Genomic DNA, 20,725 nt, shown 5'->3' with positions numbered 1-20,725 from the left:
TTTGCTCCTTCCCTAACTCCATTATATCCATCTACACTAGCAAACTAAATGCGAAAGTAATAAATCTAATGGAAATAGATAACTTCTTATCGGATTACTTTATATCGCGATGACACCGAAAAAGGCATTTCAACAGGCTCATTAAATGTCACTTTGTTAAAATTAATCTCTGTTTTTATATCTTGACGTCCATCTGAAATAATCATTTTTAGCAACATCGGAAATTCCTGCCCAGAAGCTATTGCATATTCACCGTAGTTTGCTTCCAGTAGTTGTCTTTTGGACAATTGTGAAAGTCTAAACTGGTAAGGCCGATTATTGTTATTCAATTTATATAAGAAATCAAGTTCATTCAGCTTTCCATCCAACTGTACAGAATTTGGATCCTGCTTAAGGTTTACTGCATCGATATCAGACAAGAGATTAACGGAGATATTCGCCAAAAGTAAATCCTGTAGGTTGGTAAAAGTAAGGTCTGGGCTAGCGAAACGGTAGAGATAGTCAAATGGTTTGACCAGATACTCACTTTGGAACTTATTCAAAATCTGCACACTATCTGGCGTGATTAAAACCCTGGCGACTTCAATTCCAAGAGTTGCTGAAATAGAAATCCAGATCTTTTTATCTTTTTCGATCCGAATATTGGAAGTAACATCAAATTTATCCTTCCCCAGGTCGAGACGCATTTTTGCCTTTCCCGAAAACGTCGAATAGTTTAAATTGGTCAAAAAAAGATTACGCAGTGTCGCTTTCTTTGCCTCACGTGTATTGTCTTTGATAACCAATTCATTCTCCGATTTGAGATCTGCCCCTTTCAACAGTTTCTTCTTGGAACTACAGGAAGAAAGCAAAAACACCAGGACTCCCACCCAAACTATTTTATTCCACATAACTTTTCGTCTCAATCTTCTTTTTTAATTTCTGTTTACTTTCCTCTGAATCCAGACCTTTTTCCAATGCTAGATTCCATTGTTTAACCGCTTCACTGGTCTTGCCAAGTTTTACCAAAATATCGCCATAATGCTCTAATAAAACTGCTGTAGGCGGATTTGTATTTTTCATCGCTTTTTGGATCCAGATCAACGCATCTTCATACCTACCATCGGCAAATAAAACCCAAGCGTAGGTATCTTCAAATGTTCCGTTGTTGGGCTGCAATTTCGTAGCCATTGCAGCATATTTCGTCGCTTCATCTAGCCGCTCTTTTCTTAACGATAAATAATACGCTAAATTGTTCATCGCGGTCACATTTGTGCTATCCAATCGAATGGCTTCCATATATGCTGCATCTGACTCCTTATACATCTTTAAGGTATTATAGATATCACCTAGTCCACCATATATATTTGCCTGTAAAAAAGGAGTTTCATCCTGAGCATTATTTAATGCGGCCTCCATGAATTTCCGGCTATTCTCTGTATCCTTTTTCATTAGGTAGGCCATACTCGTGAAATAGAGTATCGTAGAATTATTAGCTAGATAATGTAAAGCTTCGCTGCCATGAGCTATTGCCTGATCGAATTCCCCCTTATCCATATCCAGGCTCATCAACATCCGCCAGGCGTCGATCTGATAGGGATTCATACTGACCGCAACCGCCAACGAACTTTGTGCTGCTGTCTTATCCTCGTTCAGCCATAGCACCTGTCCCTTAGCCATGTGACTTTCTGCAATGCGCGGATGAACCTCAACTAAAATATTGGCTAATTCCAAAAGCTGTGCATTGGTATACGGGCTCTTAGGCGCCAACAAAGTCATGACAATCCTATTTTTATCTCCAAAATCAATTTTCTTGGATTGAAATCCTTTTTTTAAAGCATCAAATGACAACTTGTTTTTCTTATCTAACCGGTACAGATCCGCTAAATCAAAATAAAGAAAATCTTCCTGCGTGTTTTGGATCCCCTTATTGATATATTCCAATGCAAGTTTTGAATTTTTAGAACCATTATACGCCTGTGCCAATTGTCCGTAGACCTGCGCCAATTTAGTACCTTTATCTGCCCAAGGTTTAAGAAGGCCTATCACAGCCTTATAGTCCCCAGCATCGTTCAACAGTACACTCCCCACCATATCCAAAGTATCGGAAGGAGTTTCAATTTCTTTTGTTTTATTAAAATACTCAAGCGCTACATCTTTATATCCTCCATTAAAAAGGAGCATGATACGTTCACGCCTCAATGAGGCAGTATTATTCTTATCGATATTGATCAGTTTATCTAGATATATCAATGCACTATCTGCATCATTTTTGCTTTTAAAGGCATCGACTGCGAAGCTTAGATACTCAGGCTTCTGTTGAATTTCTAGGGCAGCCTTGATGGCATCTATTGCAGCATCCTGATTTCGCATCTGGGCAAAAAGGATAGCCTTTGTGAAATAGATATCATCCGCTTTTGGGTAATCTACTAATATAGCATCTAAAGAATCTACACCGGGACCGATTTTCCCTTGCTTTAATATTTCCTGTACATTTTTGAGCCGTGCATCATAGGGTCTGCTTTTTTTCTCTAATGACTGAGCCTGCACCAGATTTACCGTACCGAAAAGAAACGCAACAAAACCAAAAAAAAATCGTTTATCTAAAAAATTCAATCTCATCTACTTCCACTAAGTAATTAAAAATTCTTCCTGCAATATACTAACTAATGTAACAATATTCATTCGAGGAAGTTGTAAAAATATTGAGATTGGCTCATCCTATTAGAAACTTAGCTCGTTTTCAATAAAATAAGTAAAATAGATTTTAAAATACAGAATAATAGATGTACCTTTGCAGACCCTTGTGATAAGGGGAAGATAAATAAAATTTTACAAATTATTTAAACAAAAGCAAGTGAATACGTTAAGTTACAAAACTGTCTCTGCCAACAAGAACACCGTTAACAAAGAGTGGATCGTTGTTGACGCTGAAGGAGAGATTTTGGGGCGTTTGGCGAGCAACATCGCGAAAGTAATTCGTGGTAAGCACAAGCCTACATTCACCCCACACGTAGACTGTGGAGATAACGTTATTGTTATCAATGCAGACAAAATTAGATTGACAGGAAACAAATTAGGCGACAAAGTTTACGTACGCTACACTGGATACCCAGGTGGTCAACGTTTCGTTTCTCCTAAAGAGTTAATGGCTAAATTCCCTGAGCGCATCATTGAGAAAGCTGTTCGTGGTATGCTTCCTAAAAACCGTTTAGGTCGTCAATTGTTTAAAAACCTTTACGTTTATGCTGGTACTGAGCACAAACATGAAGCACAAAATCCAAAACCAGTTAAATTTTAAGGAGAATCGACATGTCAACAACTAACACTTCAGGAAGAAGAAAAACTGCTGTTGCCCGCATTTACTTAACTGCTGGTAGCGGAAACATTATCATAAACGGTAAAGACTACAAAGAGTATTTCCCAACATTACCTTTGCAATACATTGCTACTCAATCTTTGAGCGTAGCTGGTGAATTAGCAAACTTTGATGTAAAAGTAAACGTTAACGGAGGTGGTGTTAAAGGTCAAGCAGAAGCTGTTCGCCTAGCGATCGCAAAAGCTTTGGTTGAACTTAACCCAGAAGTTAAACCTGCATTACGCGCTAAAGGTTTAGTAACACGTGATGACCGTATGGTTGAGCGTAAGAAACCAGGACGTCGTAAAGCGCGTAGAAGATTCCAATTCAGTAAACGTTAATCAAAGGAGGATCAAAAAATGGCAAGAACTACTTATCAAGATTTATTGGATGCAGGTGTGCACTTTGGTCACCTTACACGTAAATGGGATCCGAAAATGGCTAAGTACATTTTCATGGAGCGCAACGGTATCCACATCATTGACTTGAACAAAACTCTTACGAAATTAGAAGAAGCTGCTTCAGCTATCAAACAAATCGTAAAATCAGGTCGCAAAGTTTTATTCGTAGCAACGAAAAAACAAGCTAAAGAAATCATCGCACAACAAGCTAAAGAGGTTAACATGCCTTTCGTGACTGAGCGTTGGTTAGGTGGTATGCTTACAAACTTCGCTACAGTTCGTAAGTCTATCAAAAAAATGTCTAACATCGACAAAATGCAAAAAGACGGTACTTATGATGTATTGTCTAAGAAAGAAAAGTTGATGATTCAACGTGAGCGTATCAAATTAGAAAACCTTTTAGGAGGTATCGCTGATTTGAACCGTTTGCCAGCTGCTTTATTCATCATCGATGTGAAAAAAGAGCACATCGCTGTTTCTGAAGCAATGAAATTGAACATCCCTACTTTCGCGATGGTAGATACTAACTCTGATCCTTCAAACATTGATTTCCCGATCCCTGCAAATGATGACGCTAGTAAATCTATTAGCTTAATCGCTAGCATAATTGGTCAAGCAATCCAAGAAGGTTTGGACGAGCGCAAACGCGACAAAGAAGAAGAAGCTGAAAAAGATGCTGCTGCTGCTAAAGCAAAAGTTGACAATAACGAAGCTTCAGAAGCTAAACGTCCTCGCAAAGCGAAAGACGGAGAATAATATTTTTATTCCAAACCGGATAGCGTAGCGTTAGTTTCTGGAAAAGATCACTTTTCTTGAACTAGCCTATCTGTCCGGTTTTTTGGTTTAACAGCTCCCGATTATCAAGGAATGTTAAACTTCATATTAGCTTAACATGTTTTAAGTTAATATTGTACAAAATTTTCAGTAGTAAACAATAATAAAAAGAAATAAACATGTCAGTACAAATTTCTGCATCAGATGTAAACAAATTGCGTCAACAAACTGGCGCTGGTATGATGGATTGTAAAAAAGCTTTAGTTGAGTCTAATGGTGACTTTGAAGCTGCTGTAGATTACTTGCGTAAAAAAGGCGCTAAAGTAGCTGCTAGCCGTCAAGATCGCGACTCTAACGAAGGTGTTATCATCGCTAAAGCTACTGCTGATGGTAAATCAGGTATCGTAGTTGAAGTAAACTGTGAAACTGACTTCGTAGCGAAAAACTCTGATTTCGTGGCTTTCGCAGAAAAAATTGCAGACCTAGCATTAAACAATAAACCAGCTTCTTTGGAAGAATTAAAAGGTTTGGAACTTGATGGCAAGAAAATCGCTGATGCTTTGATCGAGCAAACTGGTGTAATCGGAGAGAAAATTGACGTTTCTAAATATGAAACTATCAACGCAGAGAAAGTAATCGCTTACATCCACGGTAACTACCGTTTAGGTGTATTGGTTGGACTTTCTGCTGACGCAGCTGGTGCTGAAGAAGCTGGTAAAGATGTTGCTATGCAAATCGCAGCGATGAACCCTATCGCAATTGATAAAGATGGTGTTGATCAAAACACAATCGATCGTGAAATCGCTATCGCGAAAGAACAAATCATTGCTGAAGGCAAACCAGCTGAGATGGCTGAAAAAATCGCACAAGGTAAATTGAACAAATTCTTCAAAGATACAACATTGTTGAACCAAGAATTTGTGAAAGATTCTTCTAAAAGTATCGCTCAATTCTTAGATTCAGTTTCTAAAGGATTGACGGTAACTGCTTTCAAACGCGTACAATTAGGCGCATAAGCGTATTTCCTTTCTAGCAATAGATCGGAAAAAATAAAAACAGGGATTATTGACAAAATAGTCCCTGTTTTATTTATAGGGGTCAACCATGCAGTCCCATTCTCCTATCAGTTTATTATCATCCCTAAGTTCTCCATTATTCCTCCTTTCCCTATAATTTGTCTTCATCTTCCCTATATCCGTCTATCATTTGTTAGCCCACTATCATTTGCTACAATCCTCTCTCCTCCTCTGTCTTCCATCCATCACTTTTATTTTCATTCAAATTTATGTAACTTAATCATACATAAAAACGAAACAAGATATGGGCATGTTAAAAGAGGGTGCACTAAAAGGCAAACGCATTTTAATTACCGGTGGTGGCACCGGACTAGGTAAAGCGATGACTGATTATTTCCTCGAGTTAGGTGCTTCCTGCTTGATCAGCAGCCGGAAGGATGATGTGATTCAACAGACAGCAAAAGAACTATCCGAAAAACACCATGGCACATGCCTCGCCATAGCTGGTGATGTGCGTAATTATGAAGATGTCGATCGTGTAGTTACCTATGGCTACGAGCAATTGGGCGGAATAGACATATTGATCAACAATGCCGCAGGCAATTTTATATCCCCTACCGAACGCTTGAGCCATCGCGCTTTTGAATCCGTTATCGGAATTGTACTTCAGGGCAGTATTAATTACACATTGGCGCTAGGTAAACGTTGGATAGAAAATAAGGACCAAAACAAAACAGTACTCAGTATCGTAACGACTTATGCTTGGACAGGTTCAGGCTACGTAGTTCCTTCAGCGACAGCGAAGGCCGGAGTATTGGCCATGACAAGATCTCTTGCAGTCGAATGGGGAAAAAAAGGAATACGTTTAAATGCAATTGCCCCTGGCCCATTTCAGACTTCAGGTGCCATGGAACGTCTTCTTCCAGGTGAATTAGGTGAACTCCTCTCCCCTACAAAACGTATTCCTTTGGGGCGTTTGGGCCAATTAGATGAACTGGCAAATCTCGCCGCTTATCTTGTATCTGATTATTCAAGCTACATCAATGGCGATGTTATAACAATAGATGGCGGAGAATGGTTAAAAGGTGCGGGAGAATTTAACGGTCTAGATATAATTCCTGAGGAAAAATGGGATGATATCGAAAAAATGACACGAAATGCAAAAAGCACTTAGCCCTATTTCTCAGGGCTTAAATCCCCCATTGATTTCCTAAAAGACAAAAGATATGATTAAAAATAACGATATTTGGTCTTCGGCTCAGTTGGATGCACAGGTATTGTTTGCATCATTTAACCTGCTGACATCATTTGCACCTAACTGTTTAACGCAATTAACTACTCAATATTTCTACAAAGTGTATTAAAGCATGTTGATTCATCAATAGTTTATAACAATAAAATATACCCGTATACAATGAATTTATCCTTCCGCTCCGAAAAAATCAAACATAAGCAAAAAATTGATCTCAGCGAATTAGGCTTTGATTTTGCATTGGCTTATATTTCGGAAGGTGTTTTGATATCAAAAAACAATGGCGCAAAATTTCTCAAAGAAAATCTGCTCTTCTTGAACTCCGCTTCAGAAATACTTGAAAGTAAGAAAGATTCGAATGTATTTATTTTATATTTTTCAAGCCATTACTTTAAAGACCTGCATCACATACAGCAAAATTTTTGTCTGTCTTATAATCCCCAGGATATTTTCACCTCAGAAACACTCAAAAACAAGAGCCTGTCGCTCAAAAAGGAGAATCGAAAATTAATAGAGAAAGTAATCGCTTTAATTTATCAACAAGGAGAATATGAAAAAGCAGAAACATCTACCTTTATTTTCCACCAGGTGATGTCACTTTTCGCACTCATCGAAAATATGCTAAAGGATCTCGAACTTCCCATTCAGGAGTCCCGAGAAATGTCTCAAGAAATAGAGGCCTATATTCAGCAAAATATTTATTTTCCAGACAAACTACAAATAAAAAGTATAGCCGATCATTTTCAGATTTCAGCCAATTATTTTGGAGCTTTTTTCAAAAAAAAATACCAAAGAAGTTATAAGCTATATACAGATGAAATCCGTACCCAACTTATCGAAGAACGGTTAGTATCTAGTCGATATACAATGAAACAAATCGTGGATGAACTAGGATTTAACGACGAAAGCCACCTGACAAATTTTTATAAGAAAAAAAGAAATATAACACCAAGCGCCTACAAGAAATCAAAAAAAACAAACAACTAATTATCAAGTTGAATGATACCGTTGAGGTCGTTATTTAGCGAACGCTGGATAGCTTCTTCGAGAATCAATATCTTCTGCCCCTGATGTGTATATTCTTGTCCAATTCTGCTATTTGCTCCTGTCGAATTGAATGATTCCAATTTCATAGGAAAATAAATTGGATTCTCATCTTCTGAACGCCCGATGGTCAATAGAATATTATACCCCTGTTGACGCAAACTCTGTAATGTCTGATAATTTAAACGCTTGAAAATCATAAGGACCGAGATTTACTATTATTATCAGTAACAAAAATATTTTCAATTTGTTTGTTTTATTTGGTAGAATTTTACGACTTGTTGCCTCCTATTTTATTGGGCATATTAATGCCCAATAAAAACAAATTCCATCTCTATCATGTAATAATTTTTAAAACTTTTCACGCCATTGCCTGTTGTATACTGTAGATAAATCCTAGGATTATGGCTAGCACAGAACATAAAAAAATAAAGGGAAAAATCGAATCAGACTATCCTGACTCAGAGCAAAATCTAGCTTATAACGATGAGATGGAGAGTTATGAGTTGGATGTGGATGACAACGATCCCGATTACGATCATCCGGCAGATTATGGTACACTATCCGAAGGGGCCGTCGATGACGACTCCACATATGATAACTCAAATCCTTTTGTTGGCGACGAATATGCGGATCGTGAAGATTTAGAAGAAGATGAATTGGAAGATGCACATATGCGGATAGAAACCTTCAAACAAAATCGCTTATCACCATTAGATAAAAAACTGGCCCAGAACGAAGAAGATCTTCGAGATGATCTTGATGAAGAAGGGTATCCAAAAAATGACAGGTAGTTTTCCGATTATAAAGTAGTTTTCAGAGGAGTCTTAGGACTCCTTTTTTATAAACTACCTTTTTTAAAGAAATATGGTATTCAACAGCAAAATAATCCCATAACTCTTTATTTTTATGTAAGTTTATATTCGAAGATTTAAATACATGGAAAGTCCGTTACCGCTCATTCGTATCATTGACCTAAAAAAATCATACGGAACAAAAGAAATTTTAAAAGGAATTAATCTAGATATAAATCCAGGACAGGTCATTGGTTATATTGGTCCCAATGGGGCAGGAAAATCTACTACAGTCAAGATATTGACTGGACTGATTGAAGACTTCACTGGCAAAGTTGAGATCAATGGTATTGATATTCAAAAGGACTCACTTTCCATAAAATCCCAACTCGGATATGTTCCTGAGAATGCAGAGCTTTACGAGGTACTGACACCTACGGAATATCTTGATTTTATCGGGAAATTATATGGCATGGAGGACCATATTATCCAAGAACGTTCTCTCAAATTACTAAAGGCATTCGGTCTGGCTGCAAATGCCAATAATAGGATGGACACCTTTTCTAAAGGCATGCGTCAGAAGGTACTCCTCATATCCGGTATCATTCATAATCCGCAGATCATCATCCTGGATGAGCCTCTGTCCGGATTAGATGCAAATGCCGTGATCTTCGTGAAAGAACTCATATCGTTACTCGCCAAAGAAGGTAAGACGATTTTTTATTGTTCACACATGATGGATGTTGTTGAAAAAGTATCCGATAGAATCCTCCTTATCAGCCAAGGAAGTATTATTGCGGATGGAACGATTGACCAATTGAAGTCAAATCCCAACGAATCACTTGAACATATTTTCGCAAAATTAACCAATAGGGACAATGATGCACTGGACGCATCTGACATCATAACTGCTATTCAATAATATGGAAAGATATATCTTACGATTTATTCTTCTATTTAGAGGAGTCTGGGAAAACTTGGGCGTAAACTTTGCACAGTTTAAGATTATATTAGAAACTAAAGTTACCTTAGATAATAGAAAACCAATCACATTTAAGAAACGTAATACAGGGAAGTCCTCTTCGTCTTCCTCCATTATACAGTTTATCATGTATATGATCATCGGTTTGATGTTCATGGTTATTCCTATTTTGATTCCAGATCGTTACTTAGCCCTGGCTATCATGCTACTGTGTTTTACCAGCATGCTAAGCATTACATTAGTTTCGGACTTTTCGCCCATACTGTTGGATACGAGGGATCAATATATTATTATACCCAAGCCAGTCAATGATCGGACGATAACATTATCGCGAATAACATTTATTGCCATTAAACTTTTCAACCAGGTCATTGCACTATGCTTGCCGCTTTTGATCTACGTCCTCTTCAACTGGAATGTCTCCGCTATTTTCCTATTAGTTTTACAACTGCTCCTAAGCACACTGGTCGCATTAGTGTTCGTCAATGGTTTCTATCTTATCGCCATCAAATATCTACCCATCCAAAAATTTAAGGATATTATCACCTATATACAGATTGGGCTTTCAATGATCATTTTTTTAGCCTATTACCTTGGTCCGAATCTAATTCAAACAATTGTTGAGTCCCACTTGACCATTGAACAGCTCAAATTTCTTTGGTTATTTCCCAGTACTTGGATTGCTTCTTTTCAATCTCTGCTTTTGGGTGACCATAGTTCACAGATCATCCTATTTTCCGTTCTGGGTATAGTTGTACCATTGTTTGGTATCTATGCCTGTACACATTTATTTTCCAGCGGATTTAATGCAAAAATAGCCAGTCTTGCTAGTGCCGATACACCATTACCTGAAACGGCAGAGAATATTTCATACAATGCCTCAAAGCGCCCTTTTTATAAAAAATTAGCCACAAGCCTATGCTCATCTCCACTTGAAGAAGCTGGATTTAGTATTGTATGGCTTATAAGTTCAAAAACAAGAGAATTTAAACAGCAGCTCTATCCCTCATTAGCCTATTTGCCCATCTATTTTATATTTCTATTTTTACGCACTGGCGAAGGTTTGTCATTATCAGAGAAGCTGAAAAAATTAGGAGAATCTGGGTTATATGTCATTATGTTCTATCTGTCACTGTTAACCATATTAACGGTATTCCAGTTGATCACACAGAGCAACAAGTATAAAGCAGCCTGGATCTATTATGTCACGCCAATAGATCGTCCCGGACAATTTATGACCGGCGTACTTAAAGCTTGTCTTATTAAATACGTACTGCCCTTTAATATCCTATTTCTTTGCATTTGTATCCCTCTATTTGGTATCAGCGCTCTAAATGATCTATTACTTTCCTCAGCCATAGGTGGAATCGAAAGCATCCTGATCATGCTCTTTTTGGTAAAAAACTATCCTTTTTCCAAAGCAAGCCAATCCAATTCCAAGGCATTGATCAACTTATTGATCTTAGGTTTACTTGGACTTTTGGGCTATCTTCATAAAGTTATCTTTCAATATGAACTGTTGATATGGGGGCTGGCGGCACTCGGCTGGATTTTATTTTTTATTATGCTTAAATACCTACAAAAAGAAGATTGGAAAAGTCTGGCCTTTGATGACAATTAAAAATTACAATGAATAGACAGGCTCCAATACAAGGAACCTGTCTATTTCACGATTACTTTTTATTGATCCGCCCTTTAAACCGACTAATACCGTCCATAAAAGCTTCTACAATTATTCTTCCCTTAGGAAGATGGGTAAGGTCGTAGTTGAATACCGCATTCTTTATGGCTTTATATTCGTGCTTTTGCCACTCTACGCCATCTACTGTTATCCGTATGGTCATATCACTCAGTTTATTGGATACTACATTTAATTGGGTTTGGTCAACCACTGATCTGGGGTACAGTGAAAATGCATATCGAGCATTTTTCGTATCCATGTCGAAATCTGAAACAGCTTTAAAGCTAAACATTTCCCCTACACCGCAATCACTTTCAAATGCATGAATAAGATTTCCTTTCAGATCAAAAATGCGAAGATAACCATCACCGTTTTGGGGCTGTGCCCAAAACTGCAGTCCATTCCCAGCCGTATCGATTAGGCGAAAGGAGTAGTTCCCTGCAGCAAGGCGTATAGTATCCGTGTAAAGTGTAAGCGCAGTCAGCTGGGCTGCTTTTTTTTGAAAAATTGTATCCTGCTTAGCATTTATTAAAAAAATACTGTTGTCCTGAGGTGCTTTATTTGTAAGAAATTTCACAACAAATTCAGCAGGAAACTTTTCTGGTGCCGTAAAAACAGCTTTCATTTCATTGTCTCCGGACCATGCGTCTTTCTTACCGTTCGGTTGGACAAGTTCTACATGGAAGATATTCTCACTATCTTTTTCCTGAATTTCTCCTGGCAGTAATACTTCTGCGGCTTGATTAAAGGAAAGATTTCCCTTCCAATGGAATGTTCTGGAAGGAAAGCCCTTGGTTCCATACACAATTTTAAGCGAATGTAAGGGATCTGCACCGAGGTTTCTAAAAGATATCCGTGGGCCAGAACTGGCTGGATTTAGTCTCGAAAAACGCTGTTCATCATTTGGTACCATAATAGATTCAACAGCAACATCTATTTTTTGATTGGGTTTGGAATAATGAAATAAATAAGCTGAGATATTTTCTACCGCTTGTATATTAGCTGTTGCAGTATAAGGTTCCATTTGCAATGCGGTTGTATGACGTCCGGGTTTTGTAAAAACATCGATTACATCAGGTTGTTGTAGGTCCCCAGGACACCAATATGCTCGGTCAAAGATCCAGGTTCCACCTTGCGGATATAATGGGTTGTCACCACACTTTTTCCACATATCCCGCAGGTCAACAACCTTTCCGTCAAGCCTGAGTTCACGCCACCGTGTACAAAACTCACTGCAGCCACGAGGTTTGTCCATACCGTGTCCAGTATGCTGAATACGTATCCGGCTTAAAGCCGCATGTCCTGGCGATTCGTAATCTACCGGCAATAAATTTTCTTCTATCTTTTCGTTGGGATCACCATACTTAAAGGCCTTATTCCATAAAGGAGTTATGCCAAGTGCTGTGACAACCGGAGGTCCAGATAGTATTTCAAAGTCTATGCTAAGCGCCCAGCCGACTGTTTTATCCTCAAAGCCCGAATGGACGTATACAATCTCTACACTATCTCGCAAAAAGGGAGCAAAATCAGTGACATCTACTTGCCATTTCCATTGCCAGCCCTTATTGTAAATACTCCCATAAGGTGTAAGCATTCTACCTAATTCATAGTTTAGGGCCCCGCCTTTTGCCCCGCCTTTGCGTCTCAATACGATATGATCCAAATAATCCCAATGTGCTGTGTTCAAGCTATCAGGACTTCCCAAAGTGACATACATGGTTATTTTTCGCACAGGATATTCGGCTTTGGGGAATACTCCCCATGCTGGATAGGCATTTTCACCTTTAACAGCATCACAAATAATAGTCGTACGGTTGTGCGTAACAACATGGCTTATTATAGGCTTTTGTGCAACAGCATAATGGCTTACAATAAGCCACAATAGAATAAGTAAAGGTCTTAAATTCATTAAGTTAATTTAAAAGCTAGTCAAAAATCAAGTCAAAAAAAAAGGAAAGTCTGTAATTTGACTTTCCTTTTTAAAAGTAGCGGGGAGCAGGATCGAACTGCCGACCTCAGGGTTATGAATCCTGCGCTCTAACCATCTGAGCTACCCCGCCGTTTCGGTATGCAAATATACCACTTCACCTGTCAATTCAAAAGATTTTTTTATTTTTTTTAGCGTTTTATCATGTTCAAAAACCTTTATACCACACAACAAACTCATTCTTAACGAAGTAAAATAACATTTAAGCCACGAAAAAAAATGGGATAAGAGATAGGGAATTTTAAATTCAAATATTTGAGAAAAAGCCGTCAACTTTTCACAAAAAAACTTGCAATAACAAAATAAATATGTATTATTACAAATAATAAGTCTATGCAGTAAAAAGCAAAATGGGAAGAGATTTGTAGCGGGGAGCAGAATCGAACTGCCGACCTTTGGGTTATGAATCCAACGCTCTAACCATCTGAGCTACCCCGCCATTTTGGGAATGCAAATATAGCTTATTTTTGATTTAAACAAACTAAAATTTAAAAAAACATTTATATGGCAGATAAAATAAAATTCCAATTAGAATATATCATCAACTCTTCACCTAGAATTTTATTTCCGTATTTGCAAGAACCAAACGAACTGGCACAATGGTTTGCAGATGATGTAAACTACAAAGACACTGTTTATACTTTCATTTGGGACGATGAACCGCATCGTGCAAAGATCGTCGCGTCAAAGGAAAATAAATCGGTGCGTTTTAAGTGGCTCGATGACGATCCCTACTATTTTGACCTAGAGATTGATCAAGATGAACTGACAAACGATGTTGCACTTAAAATAACAGACTTTGCTAAAGAAGAGGACTTGGAAAATAGAAAATTAATCTGGAAAAATTCAATCGTCTATCTTCAAAGTGTTATAGGTGCATAAAAAAACCTATCTTTGCAATATATTTTCACCAAGGGCTCTAAAAGAGCTCCTTGGATGAAAGATGCTTTAATGTAAAGGCATCAGTTTGCTTAGCGTCACGGATGAAAAAGGTTCATTTACTTATTCTTCAAGCTTTCATTAAACCATTCATTGTCACATTTTTTATTGTGATGTTTGTGTTATTGATGCTTTTCCTTTTTAAATACATTGATGATTTGATCGGAAAAGGATTTGAATGGTACACCATTATGGAGCTTATTGGGTATCAATGCATTGTTCAGATTCAAATGGCAATGCCTTTATCCATGTTATTGTCTTCCATTATGACCTTTGGCAACTTAGGGGAAAGCTATGAGCTTGTAGCAATCAAGGCTGCAGGTGTATCTCTACGTAAAGCCATGACTCCCCTATTTATACTCGTAGCGATCTTCGCCACTAGCTCTTTTCTATTTTCCGATTTCATCCTACCTGTCGTCAATCTAAAAATGGGCACACTATTGACAGATGTGCGAAATAAAAAAGCCGATTTTCTAATCAAACCGGGTATTTTTAACAATACGATTCCGGGATACTCCATTCGGGCAAGAGGAAAAAATAAAGAAGGAACGATTCTTTATGATCTAATGATTTACGACCATCGCGGTGGAAACACAGCCAACAATGTTTTAATGGCTAAGGAAGGCTATATCTATAATTCACCGGACAATAGCTATATGATCCTCAAACTAAAGGATGGAATACGCTACGAAGAGTCTCGAACCAAGAACTCAAAAACATACGATCCGCGCCAGCAATTTACACGCTTTAAGTTTAAGGAAACAGAACAAAAATTCGACATGGGTAGTTTTCAACAAGGCAAAACAGATGAAAGTCTTTTTAAAAGTCACCATGCGATGTTAAACCTTAGGCAACTGGATATATACATTGACTCCAACCATATTAAAATTGACAGTATGGGTAAAGCAATCACAAGAACCCTAGATACGCGTTATAATATCTATTCAAAGTATTTTAGTGCAAATCAACCCGGCCAGCCAAAAGTAAAAGAAGCAAAGATCAAACCTTATAAAAATCTGGTCACCGATCTTGTCCCTGCTGAACAACGGACACAGATCACTATGAATGCCTTGAGCCAACTAAACTATTTAAAAGAAGATCTTAATAGTCGTACCCTTGAATTTAAAGATTATAAAACCAAAGATATCCGTTATCGCATTGAATGGCATAGAAAGTTCACCTTGGCTGTATCTTGTCTGCTGTTATTTGCGATCGGAGCCCCTTTAGGTGCAATTATTAGAAAGGGAGGGCTCGGACTTCCGGTCGTTATGGCAATCATTTTCTTCCTAATCTATCATATTATCTCAACGGTAGCGGAGAAAACAGCTAAAGATGGCGCCATATCTTCGGCTATAGGAATGTGGATGGCCATTATCGTATTAACACCTTTAGCTGCATTTCTGACCTATAAATCAACTACTGATTCTGCTCTTTTTGATATTGATCAGTATAAATTAAAAACTGAAGCAGCCTGGAAATGGATCAAAGAGAAATTCGCTAAAAAGAATAAATTAAAGGAATCACATTAGATTTGTGACAACGCTATTATAAATAAAATTAGATTCTACACTAACTTTGTATCAATACAATATAACAATTAAATGGAATTCAAATTAAACACGATCGAAGAAGCGATCGCTGATATACAAGCAGGAAAAGTAGTTATCGTCGTAGATGACGAAGATCGTGAAAATGAGGGTGATTTCATCACTGCTGCCCGTAACGCAACTCCCGAAATTATCAATTTTATGGCAACCCATGGGCGGGGTCTGGTATGTGCTCCGATCACCAAGGAAAGAGCTGATGCTTTACATCTAGACCTAATGGTAGGACAAAATACCGCTGTTTATGAAACTAATTTCACGGTTTCTATTGACTTACAGGGATATGGTTGTACAACTGGGATTTCCGCATCTGATCGTTCAAAAACGATCAAGGCAATGATCGACCCCAATATTCACTATGAAGAATTGGGTAGACCGGGGCATATCTTTCCATTGATTGCTAAAGATGGTGGTGTACTTCGTCGTACAGGACATACCGAAGCCACTGTTGACCTTGCTCGCTTAGCAGGTTTTGAACCAGCAGGTGTATTGGTCGAAATCCTAAAAGAAGATGGTGAAATGGCAAGACTACCAGAATTGATGGAAGTTGCCAAAAAATTTGATTTAAAGATTATCAGTATTGAAGACCTTATTGAATACCGTTTAAAACACGATTCATTGATCAATGAGGAAGTAACAGTCAATATGCCGACGCAATATGGTGATTTTCAAATGAAAGCCTTTACACAAAAAGATACTGGCGAACAACATCTCGCCCTTTATAAAGGAGAATGGAACGAAGATGAACCTATTCTTGTCCGTGTACATAGTTCTTGTGTGACCGGCGATATTTTTGGTTCTTGCCGTTGTGACTGTGGACCTCAGCTTCATAAAGCGATGGAGATGATTCAAAACGAAGGAAAAGGTGTCATTGTCTATATGAATCAGGAAGGCCGTGGTATCGGACTGATCAATAAATTGCATGCTTACAAATTACAGGAAAATGGTCTAGATACTGTTGATGCCAATACTCAACTTGGATTCAAGGCTGATTTGAGAGACTATGGTGTTGGTGCACAAATCCTTAGAAATCTAGGGGTAACAAAAATGCGCCTGATGTCCAACAATCCTACGAAACGTGCAGGATTGGTCGGTTATGGTCTGGAAATTGTAGAAAATGTTCCAATTGAAATTACAGCCAATCCCTACAACGAAGAATATCTAAAAACAAAAAGAGATCGTATGGGGCATACCATTATGAAGAATTTGTAATAGAAGTTAAAAAGAATATATTAAAAGCGGTGTTTTTCCACGGAGAAACACCGCTTTTTTATAAAAGTTGTGATGTTCTCATGGCAGTTCTTTCAGAAAATAGAGGTAACTTTATACATATGGATACGGAAGGGAAACATATCATCTTTTTTGACGGTGATTGCTTAGTTTGTAATCGTTTTGTTCAAATCCTATTGAAAATAGACCGTAACAATCGGTTTCTATTTAGCGCTCTACAATCTGACTTCGCTAAAAATAGTTTACATGCTATTCCCAAAAATATCGACTCCATTGTATACATGTCTCCTAACGGCAGTTTTATTAAAAGTGAGGCGATACTGAATATCTGCAAAACGTTAGGTTTTCCATATTCAATTGTCTATTCCCTAAAAATATTACCAAAGACATGGCTGGACACAGCTTACGATTATTTTGCAAAAAATCGTTATAAATGGTTTGGAACCAGCACATCCTGTATCGTTCCTACTGCAATACAACGAAAAAAATTTATCTAAGTAAAGCTTTCTATAATCTTGTGTGTTTACCAAACAATGCGAACTGGGATATTGTTCCAAAAGTATCGGTTATACGGACAGAACAGGTAATAAATAAAATACAGACCATAGAAAGAAGCATTAGTTTGAAAAAAAATATAATTCCAATGAAAAATCCACTTTTAATTGACAAAGCCTATATAAACGGAAAATTTATCACATCAAAAAATACATTTGATGTGATAAACCCTGCCACAGGAAAGACAATTGCAGTATTACCGGATCTTAAAGTTGGTGACTGCATTAAGGCAATACAAGCAGCTGATAAGGCATGGAAGGACTGGAAAAATACAACGTCAACAGAACGTTGTACTATTGTGCGCAACTGGTACAATCTTATTCAACAAAATAAAGACTTCCTTGCTGAAATTATGACACTTGAGAGTGGAAAACCGCTCCATGAATCGAAAGTAGAAGTAGATTACGGAAATTCCTTTGTTGAGTGGTTTGCCGAAGAAGGTAAGCGAGCGTATGGCGAAACTATCCCCGTCCAGAAAAATGGAACACGCATGATGACCATCCGACAGGGAGTGGGTGTGGTTGCTGCAATTACCCCCTGGAATTTCCCTTTGGCTATGATTACCCGGAAGGTCGCTCCGGCACTCGTGGCAGGCTGTACAGTAGTTCTCAAACCTGCATCACAAACACCTTTATCAGCGATTGCATTGGTCAAACTAGCTGAAGAGGCCGGTGTCCCAAAAGGCGTCTTTAATGTCATTACAGGAAAAGACAGTGCTGGTATAGGAAAAGAACTAGCCACAAATGATCTTGTACGCAAACTTTCTTTCACAGGCTCTACCGAGGTAGGTAGGACATTGGTCGAACAATCAGCTTCAAACATCAAGAAAGTCTCCATGGAACTTGGTGGAAATGCCCCCTTTCTAGTATTTAATGATGCAGATATTGATGCCGCAGTCGAAGGTGCTATTGCCGGTAAGTTCCGAAACTCTGGACAAACCTGTGTCTCTATCAACCGTTTCTTAATCCAGGAAGACATCTACGATGAATTTGCCACAAAACTTGCGCATGCAGTTCAGCAATTAAAAGTAGGCAATGGATTGGACAAGGGAGTTCAAGTTGGACCATTAATCAATGCCAAAGGATTAGAAAAAGTGCAGCTTCATGTTCAAGATGCTTTAAAGCACGGCGCAGAATTAGCGACAGGTGGACATGTAATCAAAGATCTTTTTTTCCAACCTACCGTCTTAACGAATATCCCGAAAGAAGCACTTATATTTCACGAAGAAACTTTTGGGCCAGTTTGTGCACTATTTAGTTTCAAAACCGAAGAAGATGGTATCACTATGGCCAATCAAACTGAATTTGGCCTTGCCTCCTATTTCTACAGCACCAATATCAATCGCTGTTTCCGTGTAGCGGAACAGCTTGAAGCGGGTATGGTAGGTGTTAATACGGGGTTAATATCAAATGCAGCAGCTCCATTTGGTGGAGTAAAACAATCTGGCGTCGGCCGTGAGGGATCAAAACATGGACTCGATGAATATATGGAATTGAAGTACATCTGTTTCGCAGAATAAATGCGATATAGTTCATTACTATTATTGAAAGAGGCTACTTGTCCCATACAGCACCATTATTGGATGTATGAGTCAGGTAGCCCCTTTGTTTATATACTTCATGTTGACCAGATTTTCTGGTCAATCAAGCTACGTCGCAGAAAGATGAACTTCGGCCCAGTTGGTTAATTACCGTTGTGTTTTGATAAATGCCGTCAACTTTTCCCGTGTTGAACTAAAGGATAGTGCTTCGCCTACTTTATCATAATTCTCTTTATCCACACAACCTGGATAGGCATATTTAGCAAAAGCCAATTTATTATCGTCCCTTACAAATAGTTCCATGAGATCTATAATTTCGGAACTGCGCAATCGTCTATTTTTCAGTTCCTGAGCAGCAATCTGCAAACGGTCTTGATCATTTTCTTTTTGATTGAGCAGATCATTCAACTGATTAGCCTCATTTTTATCCGGATAATCCATATTATCGACCGGATCTTCTTGGTTTTGTTGACTATAGTTTCTATCATCCTCAGACTCGCTGTACCGCTCGTTTTGTTGTTGATCGCGATAATAGCCCTCTGCATCATCGTCATTGTAGTTATCTCCATTACGATAATTATCATTATACAGACCAACAGGATTCATCGATTCCAATACAATTCCTCTATTTCCGCCACGGCTGCTTACGGAAAATACGACATCAAGATATTGGCCATTTCGATTAACAAGCTGCACCGCAGTTCCGTTTAGTGTCCTACGCTGTCTATTTGCAAATACTATTCGGAGGTTGTACCTTGGATTTTGTAAGTTCGGCACACGAATATCGTTGGAGGGCCTATTATTGTACAAAACATTATTGATATAAAGAAAGAAAGGAACATCGATAGAATAGATATTTAATGCTCCTCCATAGGGTCTATAACGTTGGGCAAATACCCCAGTTGCAATAGCAAGCAACATGATCACAGTCAAAAGTCTTTTGTACATATTCCTTTTCAATTTATAATCGTTCGACTAATAAGAATAAAAAAGGATTAAGAAAAATAAGAATTTAACGTTTTACTTGCGTTGTTTTTTATTTCTGAACTTTTTGTAGAGTTTCACAGCCATCATCAGAGATATAGATAATATTAAAAGTCCGAGGACACCGAATATCCAATTGAGGGCAGATTTTAATACGACTGTAAATACGATTGCAAATAATAAAACGGTCGCCAGCTCATTCCAAAGACGCAATTTGGTCGAGGACCAAATAGATGATTCCCCTTTTAATTGAAACATAATACGTTGGCAAGCAAAATGATAAAGGATCAGTCCCAATACAAAGGTGAGTTTGACATGCATCCAGCCCATGGTCAACAATCCCGGATTAATATACAGCATGACGAGGGCCGCTAGAATAGTGAGGTACATGGCTGGTGTTGTGATGATCCACCACAATTTACTCTCCATCAGGATAAACTGTTTATGCAAAATGCCATACTCTTCCGCAGATTTGGATTTAGCTTCGGTATGGTAAATGAATAAGCGAACGATATAAAATAAACCAGCCATCCAACAAACCACAAAGATAATATGAACTGCTTTTGCGTATAAATAGACCATGGGTACAAAAATAAGAAAAGTTA

20 protein-coding genes and 2 tRNA genes are annotated in these 20,725 nt (G+C 38.1%); 14 read left to right on the top strand and 8 right to left on the bottom strand.

Annotation, left to right across the window (positions count from 1 at the left end; translation table 11 throughout):
* Positions 1–86: 86 nt before the first annotated feature.
* Positions 87–890 carry a DUF4292 domain-containing protein gene (locus ACK8HY_RS15785; RefSeq protein ID WP_077437653.1) on the bottom strand — a complete coding sequence of 268 codons (804 nt, stop codon included), beginning with the start codon at positions 888–890 and terminating at the stop codon, positions 87–89.
* Positions 880–2,601, bottom strand: coding sequence for a hypothetical protein (locus ACK8HY_RS15780; RefSeq protein ID WP_077437654.1), 1,722 nt, complete (start codon positions 2,599–2,601; stop codon positions 880–882). Before ACK8HY_RS15780 ends, ACK8HY_RS15785 begins: the two co-directional genes overlap by 11 nt.
* A gap of 235 nt (positions 2,602–2,836) precedes the next feature.
* Here ACK8HY_RS15780 and rplM point away from each other — a divergent pair, with 235 nt between their 5' ends.
* From rplM to ACK8HY_RS15750, 6 genes are all read left to right on the top strand, one after another.
* Positions 2,837–3,280 carry a 50S ribosomal protein L13 gene (gene rplM / locus ACK8HY_RS15775; RefSeq protein ID WP_077437655.1) on the top strand — a complete coding sequence of 148 codons (444 nt, stop codon included), beginning with the start codon at positions 2,837–2,839 and terminating at the stop codon, positions 3,278–3,280.
* Positions 3,281–3,291: 11 nt separating this feature from the next.
* On the top strand, positions 3,292–3,678 hold the full coding sequence (gene rpsI / locus ACK8HY_RS15770; protein WP_077437656.1) for a 30S ribosomal protein S9: 387 nt from the start codon (positions 3,292–3,294) through the stop codon (positions 3,676–3,678).
* An 18-nt stretch (positions 3,679–3,696) separates the two neighbouring features.
* Positions 3,697–4,494, top strand: coding sequence for a 30S ribosomal protein S2 (gene rpsB, locus ACK8HY_RS15765; RefSeq protein WP_077437657.1), 798 nt, complete (start codon positions 3,697–3,699; stop codon positions 4,492–4,494).
* Positions 4,495–4,691: 197 nt separating this feature from the next.
* Complete coding sequence (tsf, locus tag ACK8HY_RS15760) at positions 4,692–5,528, top strand: translation elongation factor Ts (RefSeq protein WP_077437658.1); 837 nt, start codon at positions 4,692–4,694, stop codon at positions 5,526–5,528.
* Between the two features lie 310 nt (positions 5,529–5,838).
* Positions 5,839–6,702 carry an SDR family oxidoreductase gene (locus ACK8HY_RS15755; protein WP_077437764.1) on the top strand — a complete coding sequence of 288 codons (864 nt, stop codon included), beginning with the start codon at positions 5,839–5,841 and terminating at the stop codon, positions 6,700–6,702.
* Positions 6,703–6,942: 240 nt separating this feature from the next.
* The gene (locus ACK8HY_RS15750; RefSeq protein WP_077437659.1) at positions 6,943–7,767 is read left to right on the top strand and encodes a helix-turn-helix domain-containing protein; all 825 of its coding nucleotides are present in this window, start codon (positions 6,943–6,945) and stop codon (positions 7,765–7,767) included.
* On the opposite strand, the gene ACK8HY_RS15745 is transcribed toward ACK8HY_RS15750, so the two are convergent.
* The gene (locus tag ACK8HY_RS15745) at positions 7,764–8,024 is read right to left on the bottom strand and encodes a hypothetical protein (protein WP_077437660.1); all 261 of its coding nucleotides are present in this window, start codon (positions 8,022–8,024) and stop codon (positions 7,764–7,766) included. The two genes, ACK8HY_RS15750 and ACK8HY_RS15745, sit on opposite strands and share 4 nt — an antisense overlap.
* A 204-nt stretch (positions 8,025–8,228) precedes the next feature.
* Here ACK8HY_RS15745 and ACK8HY_RS15740 point away from each other — a divergent pair, with 204 nt between their 5' ends.
* The 3 genes from ACK8HY_RS15740 to ACK8HY_RS15730 all read left to right on the top strand — a co-directional run bounded on the left by ACK8HY_RS15740 (position 8,229) and on the right by ACK8HY_RS15730 (position 11,221).
* Complete coding sequence (locus tag ACK8HY_RS15740) at positions 8,229–8,618, top strand: hypothetical protein (RefSeq protein WP_077437661.1); 390 nt, start codon at positions 8,229–8,231, stop codon at positions 8,616–8,618.
* Positions 8,619–8,763: 145 nt separating this feature from the next.
* Positions 8,764–9,540: an ABC transporter ATP-binding protein gene (locus tag ACK8HY_RS15735; protein ID WP_077437662.1), complete on the top strand. Its 777-nt coding sequence runs from the start codon at positions 8,764–8,766 to the stop codon at positions 9,538–9,540.
* Between the two features lies 1 nt (position 9,541).
* Entirely contained in the window at positions 9,542–11,221 is a 1,680-nt protein-coding gene (locus tag ACK8HY_RS15730; protein WP_077437663.1) for a hypothetical protein, read from the top strand.
* Between the two features lie 52 nt (positions 11,222–11,273).
* Here the strand turns inward: ACK8HY_RS15730 and ACK8HY_RS15725 are convergent, their stop codons facing one another.
* The 3 genes from ACK8HY_RS15725 to ACK8HY_RS15715 all read right to left on the bottom strand — a co-directional run bounded on the left by ACK8HY_RS15725 (position 11,274) and on the right by ACK8HY_RS15715 (position 13,707).
* On the bottom strand, positions 11,274–13,190 hold the full coding sequence (locus tag ACK8HY_RS15725; protein ID WP_077437664.1) for a peptide-N-glycosidase F-related protein: 1,917 nt from the start codon (positions 13,188–13,190) through the stop codon (positions 11,274–11,276).
* Between the two features lie 77 nt (positions 13,191–13,267).
* Positions 13,268–13,341, bottom strand: a tRNA-Met gene (locus ACK8HY_RS15720).
* 292 nt (positions 13,342–13,633) lie between these two features.
* Positions 13,634–13,707, bottom strand: a tRNA-Met gene (locus ACK8HY_RS15715).
* Between the two features lie 65 nt (positions 13,708–13,772).
* Between ACK8HY_RS15715 and ACK8HY_RS15710 the strand changes: the two genes are divergently transcribed.
* The 5 genes from ACK8HY_RS15710 to ACK8HY_RS15690 all read left to right on the top strand — a co-directional run bounded on the left by ACK8HY_RS15710 (position 13,773) and on the right by ACK8HY_RS15690 (position 19,115).
* Complete coding sequence (locus ACK8HY_RS15710) at positions 13,773–14,150, top strand: START-like domain-containing protein (RefSeq protein ID WP_028070596.1); 378 nt, start codon at positions 13,773–13,775, stop codon at positions 14,148–14,150.
* Positions 14,151–14,251: 101 nt separating this feature from the next.
* The gene (locus tag ACK8HY_RS15705; protein ID WP_077437665.1) at positions 14,252–15,736 is read left to right on the top strand and encodes an LptF/LptG family permease; all 1,485 of its coding nucleotides are present in this window, start codon (positions 14,252–14,254) and stop codon (positions 15,734–15,736) included.
* Between the two features lie 72 nt (positions 15,737–15,808).
* Positions 15,809–17,023 carry a bifunctional 3,4-dihydroxy-2-butanone-4-phosphate synthase/GTP cyclohydrolase II gene (locus ACK8HY_RS15700; protein WP_077437666.1) on the top strand — a complete coding sequence of 405 codons (1,215 nt, stop codon included), beginning with the start codon at positions 15,809–15,811 and terminating at the stop codon, positions 17,021–17,023.
* Between the two features lie 80 nt (positions 17,024–17,103).
* Positions 17,104–17,538: a thiol-disulfide oxidoreductase DCC family protein gene (locus ACK8HY_RS15695; RefSeq protein ID WP_077437667.1), complete on the top strand. Its 435-nt coding sequence runs from the start codon at positions 17,104–17,106 to the stop codon at positions 17,536–17,538.
* Between the two features lie 146 nt (positions 17,539–17,684).
* Positions 17,685–19,115 carry an NAD-dependent succinate-semialdehyde dehydrogenase gene (locus ACK8HY_RS15690; protein WP_077437765.1) on the top strand — a complete coding sequence of 477 codons (1,431 nt, stop codon included), beginning with the start codon at positions 17,685–17,687 and terminating at the stop codon, positions 19,113–19,115.
* Between the two features lie 168 nt (positions 19,116–19,283).
* Here the strand turns inward: ACK8HY_RS15690 and ACK8HY_RS15685 are convergent, their stop codons facing one another.
* The gene (locus ACK8HY_RS15685) at positions 19,284–20,084 is read right to left on the bottom strand and encodes a DUF4476 domain-containing protein (protein ID WP_077437668.1); all 801 of its coding nucleotides are present in this window, start codon (positions 20,082–20,084) and stop codon (positions 19,284–19,286) included.
* Positions 20,085–20,156: 72 nt separating this feature from the next.
* Positions 20,157–20,702 carry a CopD family protein gene (locus ACK8HY_RS15680; RefSeq protein WP_077437669.1) on the bottom strand — a complete coding sequence of 182 codons (546 nt, stop codon included), beginning with the start codon at positions 20,700–20,702 and terminating at the stop codon, positions 20,157–20,159.
* Positions 20,703–20,725 lie beyond the last annotated feature (23 nt).

Origin of the sequence: Sphingobacterium sp. NGMCC 1.201703 (assembly GCF_047784615.1) — a bacterium.
GTDB lineage: Bacteria > Bacteroidota > Bacteroidia > Sphingobacteriales > Sphingobacteriaceae > Sphingobacterium.
This window is presented reverse-complemented; position numbering and strand designations above follow the sequence as displayed.